Source organism: Devosia sp. P1_H9, assembly GCF_056405135.1.
Window position 1 is genome coordinate 292163 of sequence record NZ_JBFUCQ010000001.1, and the last position, 23243, is coordinate 315405.

Genomic DNA, 23243 nt, shown 5'->3' on the forward strand with positions numbered 1-23243 from the left:
TTGAATCGATGGCAAGGCCCCGTTCTCGGCCCAGCCCTCGCCGCATTCCCATGGCTTCATATCCTGCCACCAACGATGGAGCAAAGACCATGAAGTCGTTCGAATGTGGCACCCTCGTTCCCGGCTGCACTTGGCACACCCAGGCTGAGGATACCGCGGAAGTCGTCCGCCGCGCCGCGGATCACCTGCGCACCACCCATGGCGAGGAAATGATCCGGCCCAATATGGTCGATGAGATCAAAGCCCGCGTGCACGAAAAGGGCGAGGCGGTACACTAACGCCGCGGCACCGCCATCCCGAGTAGCGCCTGCCGATCGAGGGCGAAACCGCTCTCGATCCAGGCGCGTTCGAGCCGCTCCAGCTCCACCCCAAGCTCGCGCCCCGGCACCATGCCGAGGCCAACCAGGTCGTTGCCGCGCAACGGAAACTGCGGCACGTCCATGCGCTGCAGCTGCTCGACGACGGCGAGCTTGCCCGCATCACCCCAGTTCGACAGCGCCGCCGCTACGTCGATCCCATCGGCCAGCGCCCCTGGGTGGCGGTACGCCGCCTCGTTCAAGTGGAACTCCGCAATCAATCGCGCCGCGGCCAGGATGGCTTCGGCCGTTCCGATGTCGTCATTGGAGAGCCGCCACATCTCCTGCAGCCGATCGGCGCCCAACTCGGACACGAGGATCGCCAGCCGCGCGCTGTATTCGGGCTTCCGCACGCGCCGCTCATAGCCATGCAGCAGCCGCACCGCCGTCTCCGGCAGCGGCAGGATCTCGGCCTCGCGCATCGCCTTGAGCGTATTGGCGACGCGCGGCAGCGCCAGCATCCGTCGCATCTCGGCGCCTACCCGCTCCGCTGCCAGCCGTCCCAGCGTGCCGGCAGCCGCGGTACAAGCCGCCAACCCATCCACGTCGAACTGCTCGCTCGCGTGGCTCGCCGAGAACCGGAAGAACCGGTAGACCCGCAGTCGATCCTCAGCGATCCGCTCCGCCGCCTTCCCGATGAACCGCACCTTGCGTGCGAGACAATCCTCCACCCCGTGCAGGGGGTCGAACAGCGTGCCGTCCATCCCGGCATAGAGCGCGTTGAGCGTGAAATCGCGCCGCATCGCATCGTGCTTCCAGTTGGTCCCGAACTTGACCACCGCATGCCGCCCGTCGGTTTCGACGTCTTCGCGCAGCGTCGTCACCTCGGCAGTGAGCGTGTCGAGGCGCAGCGTCACCGTGCCGTGCTCGATGCCGGTCGGATAGACCGAAAGCCGCGCCCGCTCGGCCCTGAGCGTTACCTCCTCGGGCAGCAGTTCGGTCGCCATGTCGATGTCGGAGTTCTCGCGCGGCAGCTCCAGCAGAGTGTCGCGCACGATGCCGCCCACCACCCGCGTGCGGCCGTCCGCGCCATCGAGCAAAGCCAGGATGCGCTGCGTTTCCGGTCGCATCAGCCACTCGGCGCGCTTCAGGCGATCGTCGATTTCCCCCAGCTTGCTCAACCGGTCTCCGGGCTCCAATCCGTTTCTGGGCTCAACGCCAGATCGTGGAAGCGACGTGTAAGGTTCGCTGTTATCCCCCAGATGACAAGCCCGCTATGTTCGATTTGCCAGGTGCTGTGCTCCTGGCCGTTCCGCTTGATGTGGAAGGTTGAATAGCTGTCGGGCGTCATCAGGTAGTCGAGCGGCACCTCGAATACCGAGCGCACCTCGCCCGGATTGGGGATGAACGGCCGCGTCGGTTCCACCACCGCCACCACCGGGGTGATCAGGTAGTTCGTGCCGGTATAGTAGAGCGGCATGAAGCCCAGTACCCGCGCCTCGGTGCGGTCGAGCTGCACCTCTTCCCATGCCTCGCGCAGCGCCGCGTCCGCCGCATCCTTGTCGGTAGGGTCGACCTTGCCGCCCGGAAACGCGATCTGCCCCGAATGCGAGCGCAGGTCCGGCGAGCGCTCCGTGTAGAGAATCGACAGCCCCTCGGCCCGCCTGACGAGCGCAATCAGCACGGCGGCCGCAACCGGTGGCCGGCCTGGCGGAGTCTCGGGCACCCAATCCGGCCGCAACCCCGCCGCAGCCGTGATCGGCTCGGGTTCACGCAGCAGCCGGCTGGCGATTCTGGTAATAAGCGCGTCGTCGGCCAGGACCGGCACTCCAAAAAGGCTCCCGCCGAAAAATCGCAGACTTTTCAGCCAAGGTCATGCGGCAAATCGGCAAGGGCGCAGATGCGGCTACTTCGCGGATCGTAGAAACGTCCCCGGCAACCAACTTCTCGGCGGACCGGCCGCGTCCGCCGCACGAAATCGAAAAGCTCGCTGAAGTTGGTCTGGCAGCGCGCCGCGCCAGCTACGAACGCATGCGCGCGCCGAACGCCTTGATCGGCCCGGCAAGCCGCACAGCCATCGTCGGATCGTTCGAGTAGACCAGCACGCGGGTCGGATCGACCGGGCCGGGGAACTGGACAGCGCCAAGCTGCGTCGGCACCCAGCCGAGCGGGCAATAATAGTCCCGGTCGCCGACGAGCAGCACGAAGCTGCCCTGGCCGCGCTCCAGCGCAATCCGCGCCACTTCCTTGGCGAGGAGCTTGCCGGCGCCGCGCTTGCGGAAATCCGGATGCGTCGCCAGCGGGCCAAGCATGTAGCCGTCGATGCCGCCGACGCTGATCGGGGTCATCCAGACCGAACCGCAGGCCGTGCCGTTCACTTCGGCAATGAGGCTCAGCGAGGGGTCGATGGGAAACTGCTCGCGCACGCGGAACGCCGTCCGAGCAAAGCGGCCCGGGCCGAAGGCAAGCGCCTGCAGGTCCTCGACGAACTGGTCGTCGGCGGCGGTTGCGAAACGAACGGTGGGCAGGCCAAGTTGCGGAGGCGCTGCTTCAGCAGCGACGGAGACGGAAGGCGCGATCATGTGACTGGTCCAGGAACGAAGAGACGAGGACAAACGTGCCGGCCAACGAAGCCAGCTGCCGACCGATTACGGTCGTCGGGTCACCTGAAAAGCCTTCTCCATCCTGGGCGCCTCCTGACGCCTGAAAAGCGCATTAGCATCACCGCGGCCAATGCGTCCACGCAAAATTATGGACCTGCAGTCGAATTTCAAGACCGCCTCCTCCGATTTTGCCCGCCCGGTCCTCAACGCGTTCTGTGCACAGGGCTATTGGCAAGTCGTGGTGATTTCGAGGCGACCACGCTTGAGGAGGCAGGGCGCGGCCCGGTGGTGGGTCAGAACTGTCCGCCCACCCCTGCTCGCAAGGCGTGCGACTGGCCGGTCGTCGCGATGTGTCCGTCATAGCTGACCGACAGATCGAGGCCGCTGCCGAGGTCCAGGTCGAAGCCGGCCTCGAGCAGCAGGGAGTCGGCGGCGGCGGGGGTGGCCGCAACAGTGAATGGCGAGCCGCCGATAAACCCGAGTTGCGCGGTGGGCGCCTCGCCAAAGCCGCGACGCCAGCCGATGCCACCGCTGAATGTCGCAAGACCACCCTGGCCCACCACGAATTGATACGCGCCACGCAGACCGAGCGTAGCGAAGGATTGGTTCACGACGTCGGCCTCGCCCGAAAGCGCTGCGCCACCGCCGTTGCCGGTCTCCTCGTAGGCATCCGTCGCCTGGACGAGATGGCCCACCCGTGCAAAGGGCGTCAGGCTCGCAGCGCCGTTGTCGAACTCGTGCTCGAGTTCGGCAACCACCTGGCCGGTGGTCGCGCCGTAGTCGGCGGTCAGCGTCTCATTGAGACCAAGGCCCACCTCGCGGGTGATCGAGATGGCGTGCTGCGTCGCCGTGCCGGCGACCGAGAACCCGGTGTCGCCCCACGTCGTCCCGGCATAGAACCCGGCGCCGAGATCGGTGGTCGTCGCGTCGGTTGCGCGGTCGGCAATCGATACGTGGGTCTGCCCAGCCTGCGCAGCGAGACCAATCTGCCAATCTCCAACGGCGGCGTCGGCGCCAAGCAGCAGCCCGCCCGACGACGAGGCGGCGTCCGCCGCGTTGCCGTCGCTGGCCCGATCGCCAAGGCCGCCGTAGAACTGACCCCAGATCGCGTTGCTGCCGCCGTCTTCCGGCAGCGTCGGCAGGGCGGCATACCCGCTGGTGACGCCCGAGGTATCGAGCGTCCGTGCCGCATCCAGCCGCTGCAGCAGCGCGTCCGACACCAGCCCTGCATTGTCCATCAGCACGCCCTTGAGCGTCGCGTGACCTTCACCCGAGAGCGCATCGAACATCGCCTGCGCCTCGGCTTCGTTGAGGCCGAGGATGGTGTTATGGGCAGCGTTGTTCGTGCCCAGTGCCTCGAGCGCCCCGGCGGCGCTCGCCTGGTTCGCGGTCTTGGCGACATCGGCGAACGCCACGTCGTTGCGATTGAACTCGAGCGTCAGCAGGTCGCTGAAGCCATCCGAGCCAAGCTCGAGCTCGGGCGCGACGAAGGCATAGTCCGAGATGACCTCGCCAAAGCTGCCGTAGAACCCGTCTTCCGCGCTGAGGATGATGTAGCCGGCGCCAAGCGCAATTGGCCCCGTGCCGCGCTTGATGGCGATATCCGCACCATCGACATAGGCAATCCCCAGTACCTGGATCAGGTCGCTGGAGCCGGAGTCGATTTCCACTTCGTAGGTCGAACCCGGGCCCATGTAGAGGTTCCCCTCCATTGCCAGTGTACCGATCCCATCGTGACCGGGCGCGATCACCCCGCCGCCAATCACGCTGACATTGCGTACGATGCCGATGCCACTCAGCCGGCCCTTCGAGGTCATGTCGCCGCCGAGCCAGCCATCAACCATCAACTCGCCGTCGAGCAAGCTGATCTCACCGTAGAAGTCGCGGCTGATGCCGGTCAGCAGCGTTCTGCCAGGGCCGAGCAGCTCAATTATCCCGACGCCGTCAATGTCGGCATCGAACGTGTAGTCGGCATCCGTGTGGTTGAAGACGAGCCGCGCGGTGGCAGAAGCCAGGTCTATGCTGTCCGTGACAAGCGTGCCCGCCGCAACTGGCACATCCTCTGGCGCCGCGCCGATGACCAGCGCGCCCGTATCACCGATCGCCACGGCGTCCGCACTGACCGCCGCCCCGTTCGCGATGATCAGACTGCCGCTGCCCTGGTCGCCGATCGTCAGTGTGTGGGCGACGGTCCAGCTCGATCCGACCCCGTCGACGAGCACGCTTCCCGAGGACCCCGCGACTTTTCCAATAAGGGCGGCCGTGCTGCTGACGACGCCCCCATCGGTCATCTCGATCGCGCCCTTGCCTTCCCGCCCTACGGTCAGGTCACCGGTGGACCAGCTCGACCCGGCGCCGTCCACCACGACTTTTCCGTCCCCGTCAGGCAGGAAACCGACATTGGACCATTCAGCGCTCAGCGTGCCCCCGTCCGTGACCTCGATCGTGCCCTTGCCGCTAAAGCCCACTGCGAGGGACACGGTATTAAGGACCGACCCCGGGCCAGTCACCGTAACGAGACCGGTGCCGCCCATGGCACTGTCGTAATTCTGGCCGACAAAGGCCGTGTCGCCGACGCTCACGACGCCGCCGCCGCTGATATCAAGCGTACCGAGGCTATAAACGCCCAGATAGATATTGTTCAGGACCGTGAGGGTAGACCCGGAGCCGCTCACCTCGACGGCGCCGCTGCCACCACCCGTGCCTATGATCACATGGTTGCTCACAGCGTCGTCGCCGCCCGTGACCTGCGCCTTGCCACCATTGTCCACGTACGGGGTCTCGTCCGAGGTCGGAATGCTGCCGTGGTCCCAGTTCGCCGGGTCCAGCCAGTTGCCCGAGCCGGGATTGACCCACCGCACGGCGCTCGGGTCCACGGCGCTCGCCGGCGACGCGCTCAACGCCGTCGCCGCCAATAGCAGCGCCCGCAAGCTGCATAGCCGCCGCGATGCGCGCACCATCCCGGCGTTGCCGGGTGCCGGCCCCCGAGCCCTGTCAGAACGCACCAGTGAGGCCCACACTTGCGACAGCCGATTGGCCGAGTTGATCGTCCAACCGCAACTCGAGGTCACCGAACAGGCTGTCGCCTCCAGCGAGCGCGTAGTCGAGATCGACCCCCGCGAAGCCGCGATAGGTAGTGCCAGCTGCAGCGGAGGCAAACGTGATGTCCTGCCCCAGCAGCTCGGCGCTGACGTCGCCGCGGCGATCGATGGCGTCGGCGCCGGCCCTGAGCGTCCAGGAAGCTTCGCCGGCTTCCGTCGCAACGGGCGTCAGCGCAAGCGCCGCCTGTGCCCTGATCTCCAGCTCGTGCACCGTGCGGGCGTCGACCGCGAGCTCGTCGCCAGAGCCGGCTTCGGCATAGCCGTCGAGCTTCAGCGCGGTATAGCGCAGCCTGAGGCTGGGCGTCAGGATGCCGTTTGCCGTGTCGAGGTCAGCGCCGATGGTGACGGCGGGGTTGAAGAAGGTGCCACCCTCGGTGGCGCTCGCTGTATACAACCCGCCGTCGATCGAATTGTTGGCGACCGTCCGTTCGCTCTCGGTCTCGAGCATGCCCACCGCGGCATAGAAATCGACGAAATAGCCGTCACGCGCGAAGCCGGCATAGCCGCCGGCCACGCCGCCGGAGAGCGCCGTCTCATCTGCCGTGCCGGCGCTGCCGCGTGCCCCTGCGCCACCGATGAACAGGCCGCCGGTGAAGCCGTCTCCCGGCGAGAACTCCACCCCTGCCAACGCCCCACCGTGCCCATATGCGGATGCGACCGAGCTCTCGTCGCCCTCCCGTCCACCGAAACCGCCGAAACCAGCGAGCCAGGCCGTTGTCGAGCAGTCCTCGGCCTCGCCGGATGGCGTACCATCCGCCGCGAGGCAGGTGGTGGTGCCGCGACCAACGGCGCCGGCGATATCGCCGGCCAGCGACAGCGCCATGTCCTCCTTGAGGGCGAAGCCGGTCCGGTCGAGCACGGCGATGGTGTTGCCGTCTATGGCGAACGGGTTGCCGCTGGTCTCGATGGTTCCGGGGATCCCGGCGCCGGTGAAGGTCATCACCGCATTGAGGCGGGGGCCGAAACTCACCGTGTTGCCGGTGCCGGAGAAGAACAACGAGCCCTGTATCGCGCTTCCGCTCAGCAGCTTGAGCGTAGCGTTGCCCTGGCTAAATCGGATCGCCTCGTAGGCGATGATGCTGCCCGAGTTGATAACCGTGGCATCGGCGCCAGCGGCATTGATGCCAGTGCTGATCGACCCCGTTGCCGCGATGCGGCCGGAGTTGGTGATCGTTGCGTTGGCGCCATTAGAGTAGATGCCGTCGCCTACAGCCCCCGTTGTTGCGATGTCGCCGGAGTTGGTGATCGTGGCATCGGCGCCAGCGGAGAAGATGCCGTAACCGAAAGACTGCGTTGTCGCGATACTGCCGGAGCTGGTGATCGTGGCTCCGGCGCCAGCCGAGAAGATGCCATAGCCGAAGGCATCGGCAGTTGTGATGCTGCCGGAATTGTCGATCATGGCGTCGACGCCGAGGGAGTAGATGCCGTAGCCGAACGCTCCCGTCGTCGCGATGCTGCCGGAGTTGTCGATCGTGGCATCGGCGTTTTGGGAGTAAACGCCGTAGCCGAAAGCGCCGGTGGTCGCGATGCTGCCGGCGTTGTCGAGCATCTGGTCGACGGCGCCCATGATGACGCCAGTCTGGCCTGCCGCCGGGCTTACGGTCCCGCCCAGTTCGATCACACCGCTGTCGCCGACATTGAGCATTACCTGCTGGCCGGTCGTCTGGCCGTCGACGACAGTGAAGCTCTGCGCCACGGCTGTGCCAGGCTGCAGTGCCAGGCCGACCACCAGCACAAGCGCAAGAGCCCCGAGACCAGCCAGTGACAATCCTCGGCTGCCAATCGGCAGCCCCATCCCATCAACAGTCACGACATCACCCCCAGAACCCATCGTCAGCCTTGCCGATGCCTGCCCCGCCGCGTCGCGGCTGCGGCGGCGAAGCACCGGCGTCACAGCTTCATCTCATTGCCCACGAGCCAAGTCCTGAAAGCGCCGGGGTGGCGTTCTGAAATTTTTCTGAAATTCGTGTCTTTCGCTCCGGGCGCTTGAATTCCGTAGGGCGCCGGGGCATCGAGAACGCCGGGGGGCCCAGGGGCATGACGGTGTTCCGGTTTGCCGGATTTGAGCTGGACGAAGAGCGCGCCGAACTGTGCGGTCGCGATGGCACGCCTATCCGGCTGCGCCCCAAGACCTTCGAGATGCTCCGCCTGTTCGCCGCCAATCCCGGCCGCGTGCTGAGCAAGCAGGAGCTGATGGAAGCGGTCTGGCCGAACATCCATGTCGGCGAGGACGGGCTGTTCCAGTGCATCCGCGAGATCCGCACCGCGCTCGGCGACGAACAGCGCCAGATGATCAAGCTGGTCTCCGGCCGCGGTTACCTGTTCGCCGCCGAGGTGTCGACCGCCGACGCCGGCCCAGCGGACCTCATGTCGAAAGGCGGCAGCTCGCCCGCCCCCACGCGGTCCGCCTCCCTGTTCGGTTTGCGCAAACCGGTTACCATCGGCACCCTGGCGATCATCGGCCTCGCGGTCGCGGCCTCAGTCTTCGCGCCCGGCCAGACGCTGCAGCGAACACCGCGAATAGTCGCCGTCGTGCCCATCGTCGATGCGAGCGGCGATCCAGGGGGCGGCGCGATGGCCGCCGGCATAACCGCCCGCCTGGTCGACGGACTGGCGAGGATCGACAATATCAGCGTCGTGGCACCCCGGCCCGCCGAAGCCGCAGCCGCAACGCCCTCGGACTACGTGGTACAGGGCGAGCTGCAGAAGGGGCCGCAATCCTGGACGCTCGAAACCCGCCTGCTCAAGACCGCCACCGGCGAAGTCCAGTCCGTCGCAACCGTCTCGGTCGAGGCCGCCCTGCCGGATGTGCAACTGCAGCGCTCGCGGCTCGCCGCCGGAACCGGCGACCCGCTGGCGCGCCAGCTCAACGCGGTGCTCGAGGCTGGCGAGGACCGGCTCGTCTCGGTCGACAACAAGATCGACGTGGTCGTCCAACAGGCCCTGGCCTCGATCAACCACACTACGCGCGAGCGATTTGCCACGGCGCAGACGATGCTCGAGGGCGCACTCGCCGCCCGTCCGGACAACGTCGATGTGCAAGTCGCGCTCGCCGGGCTGCAGCTGCGCGGCATCCAGATGACCTGGTACAGCGAGGCGGAGCGCGCCGCGGCGGAAACCCGCGCGCGGTCGCTGCTGGAGCAGGCGCTCAAGCAAAAGCCCCGCTACATCCCGGTCCTCGAATCCTATTGCCGGCTGCTCTCTGCCACCAACGACTTCGTCGGCAGTCTCGTGGCCTGCGCCAATGCCTTGAGCTTCGATCCATGGAACGGCTCGGCCCTCTACCTCACCGGGCTCGGCCAGCTTCATCTGGGGCGCTTCGAAGAGGCGCTGGCGACCTTCGAGCAGGCGGATCAGTTCGATACGCCGCTGGTCTCGCGCTGGACCTGGCTGCTCGGCGCCGCCTGGGCGAACGAGCTGCTTGGCCGCTACGAGGCGGCGGTGCCCTGGCTGCAGCGGTCGATCGCCATAACGCCGGCGTCGGGGCGCAGCCACCTCCTCCTGGCTGCGGCCTACCAGCAGCTGGGCCGGCACGACGAGGCAAAGGCCGCACTCGCCAAGGCGCTGGACCTGCGTCCTGGATCGACCGCCGTCAACATAAGATCACCGGACCGCAACGCCAGCCCGGTATACATCGCGCGGAACAACCAGATCGTCCAGGCCATGGTCGACGCCGGCCTGCCAGCGCGCTGACCGGCCCCGCTACGCGCCCGGCATCGGTTGAGCGCCGTTGCCCGAAAGGTTCGAGACGAAGCGCTTGGTGCGCTCCCGCGAGGGAGAACCGAACACCTGCCGCGCCGGGCCGGCTTCGACCACCTCGCCGTGATCGAGGAACACCACGTCCGTCGCAATCGTCGATGCCAGCCGCAGGTCATGCGTTGCCATCAGCATTGTGGTGCCTTCGGACGCCAGCTTGGCCAGCACTTCCACCACCTCCGTCGCGAGTTCGGGATCGAGCGCCGAAGTCGGCTCATCACAAAGCAGGACCTTTGGAGCCGGCGCCAGCGCGCGGGCAATGGCGACGCGCTGCTGTTGCCCGCCGGAGAGGTTGGCGGGCCAGGCATCGGCCTTGGCCGACATCCCGACTTTGTCCAGCAGTTCCCTCGCCCGCTCCTCTGCCCTGCCCCGCGGCCATTTCAGCACGGTGACGAGGCTCTCCATCACGTTCTCCAGCGCCGTCAGGTGCGGAAAGAGCTGGAAGTTCTGGAACACCATGCCGGTCTTGCGGCGCAACTCCAGCACCGCGTGGCGCGTCGGCTTTGCCGCAGCCGAGAACTCGATCACTGCATCGTCGATCTCCACCCGGCCCGATTGCGGTCGCTCCAGCAGGTTGACGCAGCGAAGCAGCGTGCTCTTGCCGCTGCCCGAGGGGCCGATCAGCGCGGTGACATTGCCCTCGGGAACCCTCACGCTCACGCGCTTGAGGACCTGCAGGGCATCGAAGCTCTTCTCGATGTTCTCGAGCGCGATCATGACGCGGCCTCGATGTACCCGCCGTAGCGGGAGAGCCGCTTTTCGACGCGCGTCTGAAGGGCCGAAAGCACGGAGCTGACGACCAGGTAGATCAGCGCCACCTGCACGTAGAGGATCAGCGGTTCATAGGTGGTGGCGACGATCCGCTGCCCTGCCCTGAACAGCTCGGGCACCGTGATGGCCGCGGCGAGCGAGGTGTCTTTGACCAGCGAAATGAAGGTGTTGGAGAGCGGCGGCACGGCCACGCGGCCGGCCTGCGGCAGGATGATGCGGCGCATCGCCTGCGCCCAGGTCATGCCGATCGAGTATGCGGCCTCCCACTGCCCCTTCTGCACCGACGAGAGCACCGCTCGAATGATCTCGGAGGTGTAGGCACCGACATTGAGGGTGAAGCCGATGAGCGCCGCCGGGAATGCGTCGAGCACGATGCCGACGCTGGGCAACCCGTAAAAGATCAGGAAGAGCTGCACCAGCAGCGGCGTTCCCCGGATGATCCATACGTAGAACCGCACCAGCATGGCAACGGGAGCAGGAGCGAACAGCCGCGCGAGAGCCGCGACAAATCCGAGCCCCAGGCCGAGCGCGAAGGAAAGCACCGTCAACGGCACCGTGAACAGCACGCACGCCCATAACAGCGAGGGCAGAGACTCGATCATCAGAGAAAGCCAGTGCGGCATGGGGCGGGGTTCCGTCGGCCATGAAAAAGGATCGGCCGAAGCTTCGGCCGATCCACGCGGTTAGTCCAGTGAGGCGGCGTTTACTGCGAAACGTCGGCGCCGAAGTACTTCTGCGAGATTTCGGCGTAGGTGCCGTCGTCCTTGATCGCCTTGAGCGCCTCGTTGATCGCGGCGAGCAACTCGGGCTTGCCCTTGGCGAGCAGCACCCCGGAGAAGTCGGCCTCGGGCTGGGTGGCGGCGATCTTCACGTCGGCGTCCGGCTTCTGCTTCTTGAAGTCGAAGAACGACAGGCTGTCATTGATCGTCGCATCGGCCCGGCCCTGCAGCACCAGGGTGATCGACTGGTCGAATCCCTCGGTGGGGACGATCTCGGCGCCGTACTTCTGCGCGAGCTTACCGAAATTGCTGGTCAGCGTCTGCGCGGAGCGCTTGCCGGAGAGATCCTCGAAGGCCTTGATGTCCGCATTGTCGCCCTTGACGACGAGGGCGGCCTTGGAGGCGATGTACGGCTCGGAGAAATCATATTTCGCCTTGCGCTCGTCGTTGATGCCGACCTGGTTGATCACCACGTCGTAGCGGTTCGCGTCGATCCCGGCGATCAGCCCATCCCACGGCCCCTCGACGAACTCGGCCTTCACCCCGAGACGCTCGGCGATCTGCTGTCCGATCTCGACGTCGAAGCCGACCAGCGTGCCGGTGCTGTCGTGGAAGGTGAAGGGTGCATAGGTGCCCTCGGTGCCGATCCGGAGCGCACCGGCCTGCTTGATCTGGTCGAGCGCCGACTGCGCGAGCACCGGTGTTGCCAGCGCCAGCTGCACGAGGCCGATCGCGGCCAGCCACTTTGAGATCTTCATTCTTGTTCTCCTTGTTGGCCAGCTTGTGCGGTAGGAGCAGCAAACCGGCGTTCGGGCCGCGAAAACTGCCCCTTCCGCCTGAGCGCATCAACTAGCTGGTAGAATCTTTTACTAGCCCGGTGTCGCCGCGATACGGACAACTCCACCTCTCCCCCGCAGTAGACGACAATTACAGGAACGCCGGTCGGGACGGATCCGATCCATTCGGCCTGCCGCCAGAGACAGGCCCGGCCCTGCGCCGGCTGGCGTCGATCACAATCGCGCCCATCGCGTGGCGCCTTCGGCCTATACCTGCTACTTTCGCTTCCTCTGACGAGCAGACCACCCAGTAGATACGAGGCCCGGCCAGCCCAATTCGCACCGATACGGAGCGGAACAACAGAATGGCGAGGCACATCTCCAGTGCACCTGCTTTCTCTCGTCGCCGAATTCTGGCGACCGTCGCCGTAATTTGTGCTGCCGTCTTGTTCGTTGGAGCAGAGGCGTCGTCGAATACGCCCCCCGGCGTGCCGCCGCGACTGCTGTCCGAGACCGGGCTTTACGCCGACGCCAGCGATCTCGTTGTCGATCCGCGTAACCTGCCCTTCTCGCCCCAGTACCCGCTATGGACCGATGGCGCGACCAAGAACCGATGGGTCCGGCTGCCGCCGGGCACCACGATCGACGGTTCCGACCCCGACGCCTGGAAGTTCGCGGTGGGCACGCGATTCTGGAAAGAATTCGCCTTCGGTGGCCGCCGGATCGAGACGCGTTATATGGAGCTGCTGCCGACCGGCCAGTGGCTCTACGCGGCCTATGAATGGACGCCCGACGGGCGTGAGGCGGTGCTCGCCGACGAGAGGGGCTATCGCAACGCCTTCGCCCTCGGCCACGGCCGCTTTCACGCCATTCCGGGCACCACCGATTGCAAGGTATGCCACCAGGGCGGACCAGCCGAGGTGCTCGGGTTCAGCACCTTGCAGCTGTCGCCGGCCCGCGACCCGCATGCCCTGCACGCCGGCAGCGTGCCGGGCGTAACCCTCGATTACCTTATCGGCAACCGGCTGATCGACGGCTACGAGCGCTGGCCCTCGCGCGCTCCGGTAATCAAGGCGGCTACCGAAACCGAGCGGCTGGTGCTGGGCTACCTCCACGGCAATTGCGGCCATTGCCACAACAGCCGGGCACAACTCGCCAATCTGGGCCTTTTCCTGCGCCAGGAGCTGTTGCTCGGGAAGCAGGCCGCCGTCGAAACCACGGTGCGGCAGCCGGTCAAGAAGAGCGCGCCGGGCCAATCGGCCGATGCGCTCTTGCGTGTCGATCCCGGCCACCCGGAACGCAGCGCGCTGTTCGAGCGCGTGTCATCTCGCTACCCGGCGCTGCAGATGCCGCCACTGGGCACTGCGCTGGTCGACGATGAGGCGGTGGCGGTGGTGAGAAAATGGATCATGGAGCTTGGGGCCGATGACGGCCGATAACCAGGGAGGACCAACGATGAAGTGCTTGTTCGGACTTGTAATCCTGTTGCCTATGATGGGGGTGGCGGTCGCCCAGGACGCCGCCAACGCGGACCTCGTGAAGCGCGGCGAGTATCTCGTGAACGCCATGGGATGTCACGATTGCCACACGCCGTTCAAGATGGGGCCGAGTGGCCCCGAACCCGATATGACCAGGGCCCTCTCCGGCCACCCGCAGGACATCGTGATAAGCGCCCCTGCGGCCTTGTCCGATCCCTGGATGGGGGCGAGTTCGGCAACGAACACCGCCCACTCCGGACCATGGGGCGTAAGCTTCACGGCCAACCTGACCTCCGACCCGGAAACCGGTGTCCTGCGCGATTACACCGAAGCCCAGTTCATCCAGATGATGCGCACGGGTCGCAAGCAGGGACAGGGACGGGCCATCCTGCCGCCAATGCCCTGGCCGCCCTTCGGCCACCTGAACGATGACGACCTCAAGGCGATCTTCGCCTATCTCCGGCAGGTCCCGCCGATCAACAACAAGGTGCCCGCTCCACTTCCGCCGACGCAGTAGCGCACAAGCGGCTCCGGTGGCGCGATGCGCGACATCGCGCGACCGGAGTGCCAGCGCCGGACCAGACCCACTGTAGCGACTCGAGCCTGCACGAACTCGCGCTCACCAAAGCGCGGGCACATCCTTCGTTCCGGCCGCGATCTCCGCCACCCGGCGCGCCGTTCCCGGCTGCGTCTCCTCGGGCAGCGCATCGAAGGCGAACCAGCCAATCTCGGCGATCTCACCGTTGGGACTGAACGGCTTCACCTGCCGGAAGGACCGGCCTACGTACACCGCCACATGATCGCGGTTTGTCGCCTCGTGCTTCTGCAGGTACAGGCCCAGCAGCGTCATGGGCCCTTCGACCCGAAGCCCGCTTTCTTCCTCGGCCTCGCGGCGCGCCGCTTCCTCCGCCGTCTCGCCCGGCTCCACCCCGCCCCCGGGGAAGTGCCAGCCCGGCATGTAGGTGTGCCGCAGCAGCAGCACCCTGTCGCCATCCAACAATGCGGCGCGGGCGCCGAGCACCATGCGCCTTCGCACGCCGACCACAAATAGGTGCGCGGACGTCCGTACCCGCTGCCAGCGGCTCATCTTCATGGTGGTCCTCCCGCTAACCTTCAATTGGCCACGGCGCCATTTAGGGCATTTTCTTGCCGCGCGCCGCATGGCATTACGCCCGGCAATGATTACTCTTGCCCACCTATCCGACGTTCACCTGGCCCCGCTCCCGCCCGTCCGGGCGCGCGACCTCATGAACAAGCGGATCACCGGCTTCCTCAACTGGAAGATCAAGCGCGAGCATACGCTCTCCGGCGACAATCTGACCAAGCTCGTCCGCCACATGCGGGAGCAGAACCCGGATTTCACCGCGGTCACCGGCGATCTGGTCAACCTGGCGCTCGATGCCGAGATCAACACTGCCTACAACTGGCTCGAGACAGTCGGCCCGCCCGAGCAGGTCTGCGTCTCTCCCGGCAACCACGACGCCTACCTCAAGGGCCAGTTGCAGAAGGCGATCGATCGCTGGGACGGGTACGTCATGGGCGAGACCGTCGACGACAATGCCTTCCCGTTCGTCCGCCGCGTCGGCGACGTTGCCGTCGTCTCCTGCAACAGCGCCGTGCCCACCGCTCCCTGGATGGCGTCGGGCCGCTTCGAGGAGGACCAGGCGGCGCGCCTCGCCCGCTGCCTCAAGCTGCTCGGCGACGGCGGCTATTTCCGCGTCATCCTGATCCACCATCCGCCCAACCAGGAACAGGCCCACCCGCGTCTCGGGCTCTATGGCGCCAAGGCGTTCCGCCGCGTCATCGCCGAACAGGGTGCCGAACTGGTATTGCATGGCCACACCCATCAGTCCTCGATCTTTGCCATCCCTGGCCCGCACGGCGACGTCCCGGTGGTCGGGGTAGCAGCGGCCGGCGCGGCCCAGGGGGAAACCGGCGGGCACGACCCCGCCCGCTACAACCTGTTCTCGATCCAGCGCCTCGGCACCGCCTGGCAGTGCACCTTGCGCGAATTTGGCTTTCAGCGCCTCTCGACCGATATTGTGCTGAGATTGAGCCTCAGGATCTACTGATCGTGACCGAAGCCTTCACCATCGATCGCCCCGCCTTCGACGCGACGACGGGCGTCGCCACCTTCGGCTATGCCGTTGGCGACCTGGCCTTTACCGAAATCTTGAGGTTCCCCGCCATCAGCGACCCGACGGCGGCCGAAACCTCCTCGTTCGGCAAGCTCCTCGACCTCGCCGCCCTCGTGCTGGGTGTCAGCTACTACAAGCTGCGCGCCCCCTACCTCATTCGCGTCGCCTTTCCGCTCACCACGAGCGAGCGAGGCTTCGCGCTGGATGTCTACGAGAACGGCCTCGGCGAGTTCTACGCGCGCAACGACCTCAAGCGCTTCGGCCTGATCCATATCGAGGCGGAAGAAGACACCCGCGCGGACTTCGTGCCGCCGGTGCTCGACGATCGCGCGCTGCTGCCGATCGGTGGCGGCAAGGATTCGCTGGTCAGCCTGCAGCTGCTGGAGGCCGCGGATGTCGATTTCACTCCGTTCGCCGTCAACCCCAAGGGCCCGATCATCGGCTCGGTGGACAAGATCGGCCGCCCACCCCTCTACGTCACGAGGACGCTCGATCCCGAGATGATCCGGCTCGGCAAGGAGCCCGGCTACTACAACGGGCACGTTCCCTCGACCGCCATCAACTCGATGATCGCGGCGCTGACCGCACTGCTCTTTTCCTACAATCGCATCGTGCTCTCCAACGAGCGCTCGGCGAGCGAAGGCAATGTCGAGTTCGACGGCCGCGAGGCCAACCACCAGCATTCCAAGTCGCTCGACTTCGAAAACCTCATCGCAAAGGTGCTGGAGCACGCTACGGGCGGAAGTTTGAGCTACTTCTCCCTGCTTCGCCCGTACTCCGAGGCACGGATCGCTGCACTTTTCAGCCGAGTCCAACGCTTCGACCACGTGTTCTCGAGCTGCAACGAGAACTTCAAGCTGGCCGGCCACACCGGCCCGCTCTGGTGCGGCAGATGCCCCAAATGCCACTTCGTCTTCCTGATCTTCGCCCCGGTGATGGACAAGCAGCGGCTCATCGGCATCTTTGGCCAGAACCTCCTCAGCCAGCCCTCGCACGAGCGCTCGTTCCGCGAACTCACCGGTCTCGCCGGGCAGAAACCGTGGGAGTGCGTTGGCGAAATCGAGGAAGCAGCGGCCTGCCTCTGGGCCCTCACCAAGCTGCCGGAATGGGCAAATGAGCCAATCGTTTCAATGCTCAAGCCGGACCTGCTGACTCAGTATGGCAGCCAGCGGCTCGAAGATGCTCTTGCCGAACTGCTGATCGATAGCCCAGAACACCTCATCCCGAAGGACATCTTCGAGCGAGTCGCCCCGCATGCGCTTTGACGAACCCGTCCTGCTCTACGGCGCCGGCCGCGAGGCCCGCTCCACCCGCGCCTTCATCAAGGCCAGGTCCCCGCAAGCAAAGGTGTACGTGACGGTCGACAGCGGCGAGGCCGACATCGACGACGCGACCTTCATTGCCCCGGCCGATCTGACGCAAGCCATTGAATCCCGGCTGTTTTCGACCATCGTCAAAAGCCCCGGCGTGTCGCGTTACCGGCCGGTTTTCGCCATGGCGCGGGAGGCCGGGATCGTCGTCACCTCGAACCTCAACCTGTGGGGCGAGGCCTATCGCGAGGGTCGGAAAGTCATAGCAATTTCAGGCACTAAGGGTAAATCGACGACTGCCACCCTGGTGCACCTGATGCTGACCGAGTCCGGCCTCGATGCAGGACTTGCGGGCAATGTCGGGCTGGCGCCATTGGAGATCGCCGACAAACACCAGATCGTGGTGTTCGAGCTCTCCAGCTACCAGACCGCCGACATGGCGTTCACGCCGGATATCGCAGCAATTACAAACCTTTCGCCCGAGCACACCGACTGGCACCGCAGCGTCGAGCGCTACTACCAGGACAAGCTCAACCTGATCGACCGCGATGCCCCTTTCACGGTAGCGCTGGGCGTCGGCGCCCTTGGGCATCCGCTCGTGATGGAGGCCCTGCGCGACCCCAAGCGGCTGATCTCACCGCTCGCGCCGTTCATCCACGATCGCATAGCCTCGGCAGCGACGCGTTCCCGCCTCAAGGGCGAGCACAATCTGAACAACGCGCTGCTGGCGGCTGCCATTGCCATGAAGGCCGGCGCCGATCTCGAGGGCGTGGTGCGCGGCATCGCCAAGTTCGAGCCCCTGCCGCACCGGCTCGAAGAGCATCGGGTCGGCGACACCACCTTCGTCAACGACTCGATCTCGACGACGCCGGAAGCCACCAAGGCCGCCCTCGCCGCCTATGAGGGCACCCGCATCGCGCTGATCGCCGGCGGCCACGAGCGCCACCAGGATTACTCCGAGCTGTCACAGCTTCTGGGTCCGCGTGGAGTCACGGTGCTGGTCTGCCTGCCGGTGACGGGCGACCGGCTGGCGACGCTTACCTATGCCGCAGCGCCCGAGATCGAGGTCATTGAGGCCGGGACGCTCGAGGATGCGGTGAAGGCTCTCGCCGGGCGGCAGGCCAAGTTCGAGACGGTGATCCTCTCCCCCGGCGCCCCGAGCTACGGCCAGCTCGAAACCGCCGGCAAGGTGTTCAAGAACTTCGAGGAGCGCGGCGCCGCCTTCGTCCGCCTCGCCGGCAAGTATTTCGGGGCAGCGGCGTGATCGCCTACCTCTATCTGGGCGTCGCCATTATCGCTGAGGTCATCGCCACCACCGCGTTGCGGGCGTCCGACGGCTTTACCCAGCTCTGGCCGTCGGTGATCTCGATCGCCGGCTACGTCGTGGCGTTCTACTTCCTGTCGTTGACGCTCAAAACCATGCCAGTCGGCGTGGCCTACGCCATCTGGTCCGGCGTCGGCATCGTGTTGATCTCGCTCGCCGGCTGGCTAATCTACAAGCAGTTGCTGGATCTGCCGGCAATCATCGGCATGGGCCTGATCATGGCCGGCGTCGTCGTCATCAACCTGTTCTCGAAGTCGACCGTGCACTGACCCTCAGGTCGGCGGGTCGCGGGGATTGACGATCACCCGTCCGGCGATCTCGCCCTTCAGCATCTGGTCGGCCAGTGCCGGCAGGTCCTCGAGCCGCGCCTCGGTGAGCATCGGCTCGAACGCCGCTGGCACGAACAGCGTCGTCAGCCGGTCCCAGGCCGAGCGCCGCGCCTCGAACGGTTGCATCACCGTATCGATTCCGCAGAGCGAAATGTTGCGTAGGATGAAAGGGATGACGCTGGCATCCCAATTGCGCCCGCCGGCATTGCCGATCGCCGCCACGGTGCCACCGTAGCGCACCTTCTTCAGCAGTTCGCCAAGCAGCGGACCGCCGACGGTATCGACGGCCCCCGACCAGGCTTCCTTGTCGAGCACTTTGCCGGTCGGCTTCAGCACCTCGTCGCGCGACACGATCCGCGTCGCGCCCAGCCGCGTCAGCCGCTCGGCCAGCTCGGCCCGCCCTGTGAGCGCCGCAACATCATAGCCCAGCCGGCTGAGCAGCAGCACCGAGATGCTGCCGACACCCCCGCCGGCCCCGGTGACCAGCACCTCGCCCTCACCGGCTCTGATCCCCTCGGCCTGCAGCCGGTTGATCGCCAGCATCGCTGCGAGGCCTGCGGTGCCGATCATCATCGCGGTGCGGGTGGAAAACCGCTTCGGCAACGGCACAAGCCAGTCGGCGCTGACCCGGGCCCGCTGCGCGTAGCCGCCCCAGTGAAGTTCACCGACGCGCCAGCCGGTGAGGATCACCGCCTGCCCCGGGTGATAGCGCACGTCGCTGCTCTCGATCACTCGCCCGGCAAAGTCGATGCCGGCAACATGCGGATAGCTCCGCACGAGCCCCGCCTGTCCCGTGAGGCACAGCGCATCCTTGTAGTTCAGTCCGGCCCATTCCACCGCCACCAGCACCTCGCCTGGGGGCAGCTGTTCTTCCGGCAGTGTATTGATGCTGTTGCGCAATTCACCGTCGGGGAGCCGTTCGGTGACAAGGGCGCGGAAAGTCATGAGAACTCCGAGACTACAAAATCTGGCCGGTTCAATAAGGCCCGTTAAGGGCAGTCGGATCAATTCCCGCTGCGGCAAGTGCATTGCCGATCTCGGCGCGCAGATCGGCATCGCCCAGCCGCTGGCGAAGCACCGGCAGGATACCGAAACGACGGAACCGCGTCACTTCCAGTAACTGCGCAATATAGCGGTTGAGCACATCCTCCGAGCCCAGCCGATAGGCAGCGACCGCCGCGATGGCCGAAGCCAGTTCGGCGTCCCCTACCGCCAGTACCTCCGACTGCAGCAGCGCTTCGGCATTGTCGCCGTTCCGCAGCGCGTTGACCGCCGGGGCCTCGTGATACCAATAGGGCGGCACCAGCGCGCGACGCAGCGCTTCGGCTGCCATCGCTTCACCCTTCTGCGACTTGCCGCGCAACGACAGCAGCCGCGCGTATCCGGCATATGCATCGAGATTGGACGGATTGAGCTGCAGCGCCGAGATATAGGCGGCCTCAGCCTCCCCAAGCCGGCCGACCGCCTCGAGAAAGAACGCGTACTCCCGCCAAACCGGGCTCGACGTCGGCGCCAGCTTCAGCGCCTCGCCGATCTGCCGCCCTGCCTCGGCAATCGGTTCGGGGTCCTGTCCGCTGGGAGGCTGCGTCCTGAGGGCCCTGTCGAACAGCAGCGTGCCGTTCATCACGAGCGCTACCGCGGATTTTGGCTGCGCGCGCAGCAGGCCGGTCACGCAGAGCCGAGCCCGTTCCCCATCGTCGGCCCGACCGCTCTCGCGATAGCGCGTGAACAGCAGGCCACACAGGTACTCGGTCTCGTTACCAGCCAACTCGGTATTGGTGGCGAGCCATTGAATCGCATCGGCATGCAACGGCCCATCCGTCGCGCCGAGTTGATCCGCAAAGGCCTGGGACAGCCGATCGATGCTGGTGGGGAACTCGGCGGCCGGGATCTTCTGGGTCATGCTCCACACCGCAGCATCCGAACCAGCCCGCTTCAGGCTGGCGGTGATCTGCATCTCGCTGCCTTCCGTCCGAGCTATCCCCGAGAGCTCAAAGGTGGCTCCGTCCACCTGTTGGCCCGTCTCTTCGGAGCGTTGCAGGTAGACTGCATCGATGAAGGGGAACAGGCCTAGGTCGGTCGTCAGTTCCACCGCGAGGCCAGCGACACTTGCGCTTGGCTCCTGGCCCGCGGCTACCGACGTGAACTCGCTGACCGACACCCTAGGCGGTTGCGGCACCACTACGCGCACTGGCCGAGGCAACAGAACCTGGGTCATCACTACCGCGATACCCAGCGCCACGAACACCAGCACGACCAGCAACACGATGTCGTCGAGGCGCGCCAGCCACGACCGCTCCCGCGTTCGGACGGTTGTCCCGGAAGGACCAACGGGCGCTACCGATTCATGCGGGGCCCTTGCTGCATCGTCTTCCGGCGGCCTGAATTCGGGGATGTAACGTCCCACGGGGAGGTAAAATCTGACGGTCTCCGCCGCCCCGTCGCCGGCATAATATTCTTCCAGCGCTGCACGTAGGCGGCGCGCCTGTACACGCACGATCGGATCGCTCTGCGGATCGAAGCTTTGCGGCCGCCCCAGCACGTCCACGGCGATGGAGTAGGCCTTGATTCCGGCCTCGTTTCCGTCGAGCCGCGCGGTCACTATGTAGTTGAGAAACCTCGCGAGTTGCGGCGAACGAGCCAGCCCAGGCCACTCCTGGATTCGCTCCAGGGCCGCCTCGATCTCCGCTCTGGGCGGCATCGTCTGTGACGATGGTTCCCCCACGCGGGCACCTCCTGCCGCAACCTGTGCGATTTACATGTTAATCGCAAGGTGGGTTACGGCGTTGTTACATGCCTTTGCCTACCGCCAGTGTCATCGAACCATCATATGGCCGCTTGTCGCAGCACAGTGCAGTCAGCCTCGAGTGGTTTCGAGGTGGTGAGGGGGAAGCAGCGTGGCTCCCCCCAGCGCTTCCAGGGCCGGCGACGAAATACCGACTTCGTTTCGAGTTTTCGGCCATTGCCACGGCAACGCGGCAACAAGGAACCATCATGGACGCTCTTGGTACCGGCCAGCCCTTCATGGCACTGGTCGACGACGACTCACATTCCGCCCGGCTGATGATCCGGATGCTGCTCGCCCATGGCGCGCCCTCCGTGAGCTGGCTGAACGGCGAACCCTTGGCGGCCGCTGAGATCCACCGACTGCTCGAGGATGATCGGGCGGTTATCCCGGGTCTCGTCATTGTCGATCTCAAAGCCTCGTCCAATGCCACCCTGGACTTTATCGCCAAGCTCCGCGGCATGCGCGACGGGCGCTCGCTGCTGATTGCGGCCATTGCCCCGACGCTCGATCGCGAGCCGCGAGAGGCTCTCCTTTCTGCCGGCGCCGACGCCGTGTTCGAGCGGCACGCCGATATCAATTCCTACCGTCGCGAAGCGGCGGCCATCGTCAGCTTCTGGGTGCGCAATCAGCACCTCGATGCGGTTGGCACGTAATCACTGCGTCCACAGGTTACGTGCCGGACGGGGAGCGCGTTGCATTGAGGCAGGCCACTGCCGATTGCATTCCCAAATGTGCTCCCCGTCTATCCTGACTGGTGGGACCCGACGGGTCCCATGACTGAGCTACCGTCCGGCCGCCGATATCCCTGCGGCGAACTGGGCGGTTCCGGGCCGGAGACCCCAAGCTCCGGCCCAACCGGCGGCTCGTCGCGTTCCCTCACGCGGCGGCCGCCATACGACGGAAAGACGGGGCGCGACCCTCCTGACGCTGCCCCGCCTTCCCGTTCGGTGTTTACCCCAGTTGCGGCGGGCCTCTGGGGCCAGCAGGCAGAGGCGCGGTTGCGGAGACTCTCCCGCCGCAACCACGCTTCGCCTGACCAGCGCGCGCTTGACCGCCAAGGGCGGATCACCGCACTCTCCCGCCTCCCCTGCAGGAGGCCCTCATGCTCAAGATGTCGATGTTCGTGGCCGCCATGATCGGGCTGCTTGCTACCCCTGTGCTTGCGCAGGACGAGGAGGCCGTAGACAACTTCGTGCTGCCCGCCTTCAACGGCATCGCCGTGTCGCAGGCGCCGGAGGCCGGGCTTGGCGTCTGCTTCGGTCCATTCGCCACCGACGCGATGGATTGCGCCGTTGCCCAATGCGTTCAGCAGAGCGGCCTGGGGCCAGAGGACTGCGCCCCCAACCTCTGGTGCTATCCGCACGGCTGGGTCGCCGATATCTTCATGCAGCACAATGAAGGCCCGCACTGGCACAAGTTCGTCTGCGACCAGCAAGATCAGGCGAGCCTGGAGGCGATCGTGAAGACCGAGTGCGCCAAGGATTTTCTCATGAGCTGCGAAGTGGTCCGCATCTGGGACAATGAGGGCCAGCAAATCTTCGGCGAGGGCGCCGATCCGCAGCTGCCGGCGCCCCCTACCGCTATCGAATAGCTAGTTCCTGGTTTCCTTCTTGTGTTCGGGCAGACCCTTACGCTTGGTCTCGGCGAACTCCTCGAGCTGCTTCTCGCTCATCGATTTGTACATCGACTTCGAGGCGCCCTTGAGCTCGCCCACCTTGGTGTCGCCGCGCTTGGCCGACAGGGCGGCGCCGGCCGCCTTCTGTTGCGCCTTGGATGTTGAGGGCATCGCTTCCTCCTAGGGTTGGATGAGGAATCAACGATCCTTCGCAGGCTCCGTTCCCTAGTGAGGCGCCG

At 65.9% G+C, this 23243-nt stretch carries 22 protein-coding genes; 10 read left to right on the top strand and 12 right to left on the bottom strand.

The features are described from left to right. Positions 1-89 precede the first annotated feature (89 nt). Positions 90-278 carry a DUF1059 domain-containing protein gene (locus AC1DYL_RS01535; protein WP_477171789.1) on the top strand — a complete coding sequence of 63 codons (189 nt, stop codon included), beginning with the start codon at positions 90-92 and terminating at the stop codon, positions 276-278. Here AC1DYL_RS01535 and AC1DYL_RS01540 read toward each other — a convergent pair. The 5 genes from AC1DYL_RS01540 to AC1DYL_RS01560 all read right to left on the bottom strand — a co-directional run bounded on the left by AC1DYL_RS01540 (position 275) and on the right by AC1DYL_RS01560 (position 7810). Further along, positions 275-1477, bottom strand: coding sequence for a CCA tRNA nucleotidyltransferase (locus AC1DYL_RS01540; protein WP_477171790.1), 1203 nt, complete (start codon positions 1475-1477; stop codon positions 275-277). The genes AC1DYL_RS01535 and AC1DYL_RS01540 overlap by 4 nt on opposite strands. After that, entirely contained in the window at positions 1474-2124 is a 651-nt protein-coding gene (locus AC1DYL_RS01545; protein WP_477148774.1) for a CoA pyrophosphatase, read from the bottom strand. Before AC1DYL_RS01545 ends, AC1DYL_RS01540 begins: the two co-directional genes overlap by 4 nt. Before the next feature lie 193 nt (positions 2125-2317). After that, the gene (locus tag AC1DYL_RS01550) at positions 2318-2878 is read right to left on the bottom strand and encodes a GNAT family N-acetyltransferase (protein WP_477171791.1); all 561 of its coding nucleotides are present in this window, start codon (positions 2876-2878) and stop codon (positions 2318-2320) included. 314 nt (positions 2879-3192) lie between these two features. After that, positions 3193-5799, bottom strand: a complete 2607-nt coding sequence (locus AC1DYL_RS01555) for an autotransporter outer membrane beta-barrel domain-containing protein (RefSeq protein ID WP_477171792.1) — start codon at positions 5797-5799, stop codon at positions 3193-3195. A 94-nt stretch (positions 5800-5893) separates the two neighbouring features. Beyond that, on the bottom strand, positions 5894-7810 hold the full coding sequence (locus AC1DYL_RS01560) for an autotransporter domain-containing protein (RefSeq protein WP_477171793.1): 1917 nt from the start codon (positions 7808-7810) through the stop codon (positions 5894-5896). A gap of 227 nt (positions 7811-8037) precedes the next feature. Here AC1DYL_RS01560 and AC1DYL_RS01565 point away from each other — a divergent pair, with 227 nt between their 5' ends. After that, positions 8038-9693 carry a tetratricopeptide repeat protein gene (locus AC1DYL_RS01565; RefSeq protein ID WP_477171794.1) on the top strand — a complete coding sequence of 552 codons (1656 nt, stop codon included), beginning with the start codon at positions 8038-8040 and terminating at the stop codon, positions 9691-9693. A 9-nt stretch (positions 9694-9702) separates the two neighbouring features. On the opposite strand, the gene AC1DYL_RS01570 is transcribed toward AC1DYL_RS01565, so the two are convergent. The 3 genes from AC1DYL_RS01570 to AC1DYL_RS01580 form a co-directional block, all read right to left on the bottom strand. Continuing rightward, complete coding sequence (locus AC1DYL_RS01570; protein ID WP_477171795.1) at positions 9703-10473, bottom strand: amino acid ABC transporter ATP-binding protein; 771 nt, start codon at positions 10471-10473, stop codon at positions 9703-9705. Continuing rightward, complete coding sequence (locus AC1DYL_RS01575) at positions 10470-11150, bottom strand: ABC transporter permease subunit (RefSeq protein WP_477156569.1); 681 nt, start codon at positions 11148-11150, stop codon at positions 10470-10472. Before AC1DYL_RS01575 ends, AC1DYL_RS01570 begins: the two co-directional genes overlap by 4 nt. An 80-nt stretch (positions 11151-11230) precedes the next feature. Continuing rightward, positions 11231-12004 (bottom strand): amino acid ABC transporter substrate-binding protein, encoded by a 774-nt coding sequence (locus AC1DYL_RS01580; RefSeq protein WP_477171796.1) that lies wholly within the window; start codon positions 12002-12004, stop codon positions 11231-11233. A gap of 506 nt (positions 12005-12510) precedes the next feature. On the opposite strand from AC1DYL_RS01580, the gene AC1DYL_RS01585 reads away from it, so the two are divergent. Next, on the top strand, positions 12511-13461 hold the full coding sequence (locus AC1DYL_RS01585; protein WP_477171797.1) for a hypothetical protein: 951 nt from the start codon (positions 12511-12513) through the stop codon (positions 13459-13461). A gap of 16 nt (positions 13462-13477) precedes the next feature. Beyond that, positions 13478-14017, top strand: a complete 540-nt coding sequence (locus tag AC1DYL_RS01590) for a c-type cytochrome (protein ID WP_477171798.1) — start codon at positions 13478-13480, stop codon at positions 14015-14017. 102 nt (positions 14018-14119) lie between these two features. On the opposite strand, the gene AC1DYL_RS01595 is transcribed toward AC1DYL_RS01590, so the two are convergent. After that, a complete protein-coding gene (locus tag AC1DYL_RS01595) occupies positions 14120-14593 on the bottom strand; it encodes an NUDIX domain-containing protein (protein WP_477171799.1) in 474 nt (157 codons plus the stop codon). An 85-nt stretch (positions 14594-14678) separates the two neighbouring features. On the opposite strand from AC1DYL_RS01595, the gene AC1DYL_RS01600 reads away from it, so the two are divergent. Genes AC1DYL_RS01600 through AC1DYL_RS01615 form a run of 4 tightly spaced genes read left to right on the top strand, consistent with a single transcriptional unit; the run spans position 14679 to position 18541 of the window. Next, positions 14679-15572, top strand: a complete 894-nt coding sequence (locus AC1DYL_RS01600; RefSeq protein ID WP_477171800.1) for a metallophosphoesterase family protein — start codon at positions 14679-14681, stop codon at positions 15570-15572. Between the two features lie 2 nt (positions 15573-15574). Further along, on the top strand, positions 15575-16903 hold the full coding sequence (locus AC1DYL_RS01605) for a MurL-like N-terminal domain-containing (protein ID WP_477171801.1): 1329 nt from the start codon (positions 15575-15577) through the stop codon (positions 16901-16903). Further along, positions 16893-18212, top strand: a complete 1320-nt coding sequence (gene murD, locus AC1DYL_RS01610) for a UDP-N-acetylmuramoyl-L-alanine--D-glutamate ligase (protein ID WP_477171802.1) — start codon at positions 16893-16895, stop codon at positions 18210-18212. The genes AC1DYL_RS01605 and murD overlap by 11 nt, the downstream gene beginning before the upstream one ends. Further along, positions 18209-18541 carry an SMR family transporter gene (locus tag AC1DYL_RS01615; RefSeq protein WP_477171803.1) on the top strand — a complete coding sequence of 111 codons (333 nt, stop codon included), beginning with the start codon at positions 18209-18211 and terminating at the stop codon, positions 18539-18541. The genes murD and AC1DYL_RS01615 overlap by 4 nt, the downstream gene beginning before the upstream one ends. Positions 18542-18544: 3 nt before the next feature. On the opposite strand, the gene AC1DYL_RS01620 is transcribed toward AC1DYL_RS01615, so the two are convergent. Continuing rightward, a complete protein-coding gene (locus AC1DYL_RS01620) occupies positions 18545-19546 on the bottom strand; it encodes an acrylyl-CoA reductase family protein (protein ID WP_477148759.1) in 1002 nt (333 codons plus the stop codon). A 31-nt stretch (positions 19547-19577) separates the two neighbouring features. Next, positions 19578-21326, bottom strand: coding sequence for a tetratricopeptide repeat protein (locus AC1DYL_RS01625; RefSeq protein WP_477171804.1), 1749 nt, complete (start codon positions 21324-21326; stop codon positions 19578-19580). A gap of 269 nt (positions 21327-21595) precedes the next feature. Between AC1DYL_RS01625 and AC1DYL_RS01630 the strand changes: the two genes are divergently transcribed. Beyond that, complete coding sequence (locus tag AC1DYL_RS01630; protein WP_477171805.1) at positions 21596-22042, top strand: hypothetical protein; 447 nt, start codon at positions 21596-21598, stop codon at positions 22040-22042. A 449-nt stretch (positions 22043-22491) separates the two neighbouring features. Beyond that, the gene (locus AC1DYL_RS01635; protein WP_477171806.1) at positions 22492-22980 is read left to right on the top strand and encodes a hypothetical protein; all 489 of its coding nucleotides are present in this window, start codon (positions 22492-22494) and stop codon (positions 22978-22980) included. Here AC1DYL_RS01635 and AC1DYL_RS01640 read toward each other — a convergent pair whose 3' ends face one another. Then, the gene (locus AC1DYL_RS01640) at positions 22981-23175 is read right to left on the bottom strand and encodes a DUF3008 family protein (RefSeq protein WP_477171807.1); all 195 of its coding nucleotides are present in this window, start codon (positions 23173-23175) and stop codon (positions 22981-22983) included. Between the last annotated feature and the right edge of the window lie 68 nt (positions 23176-23243).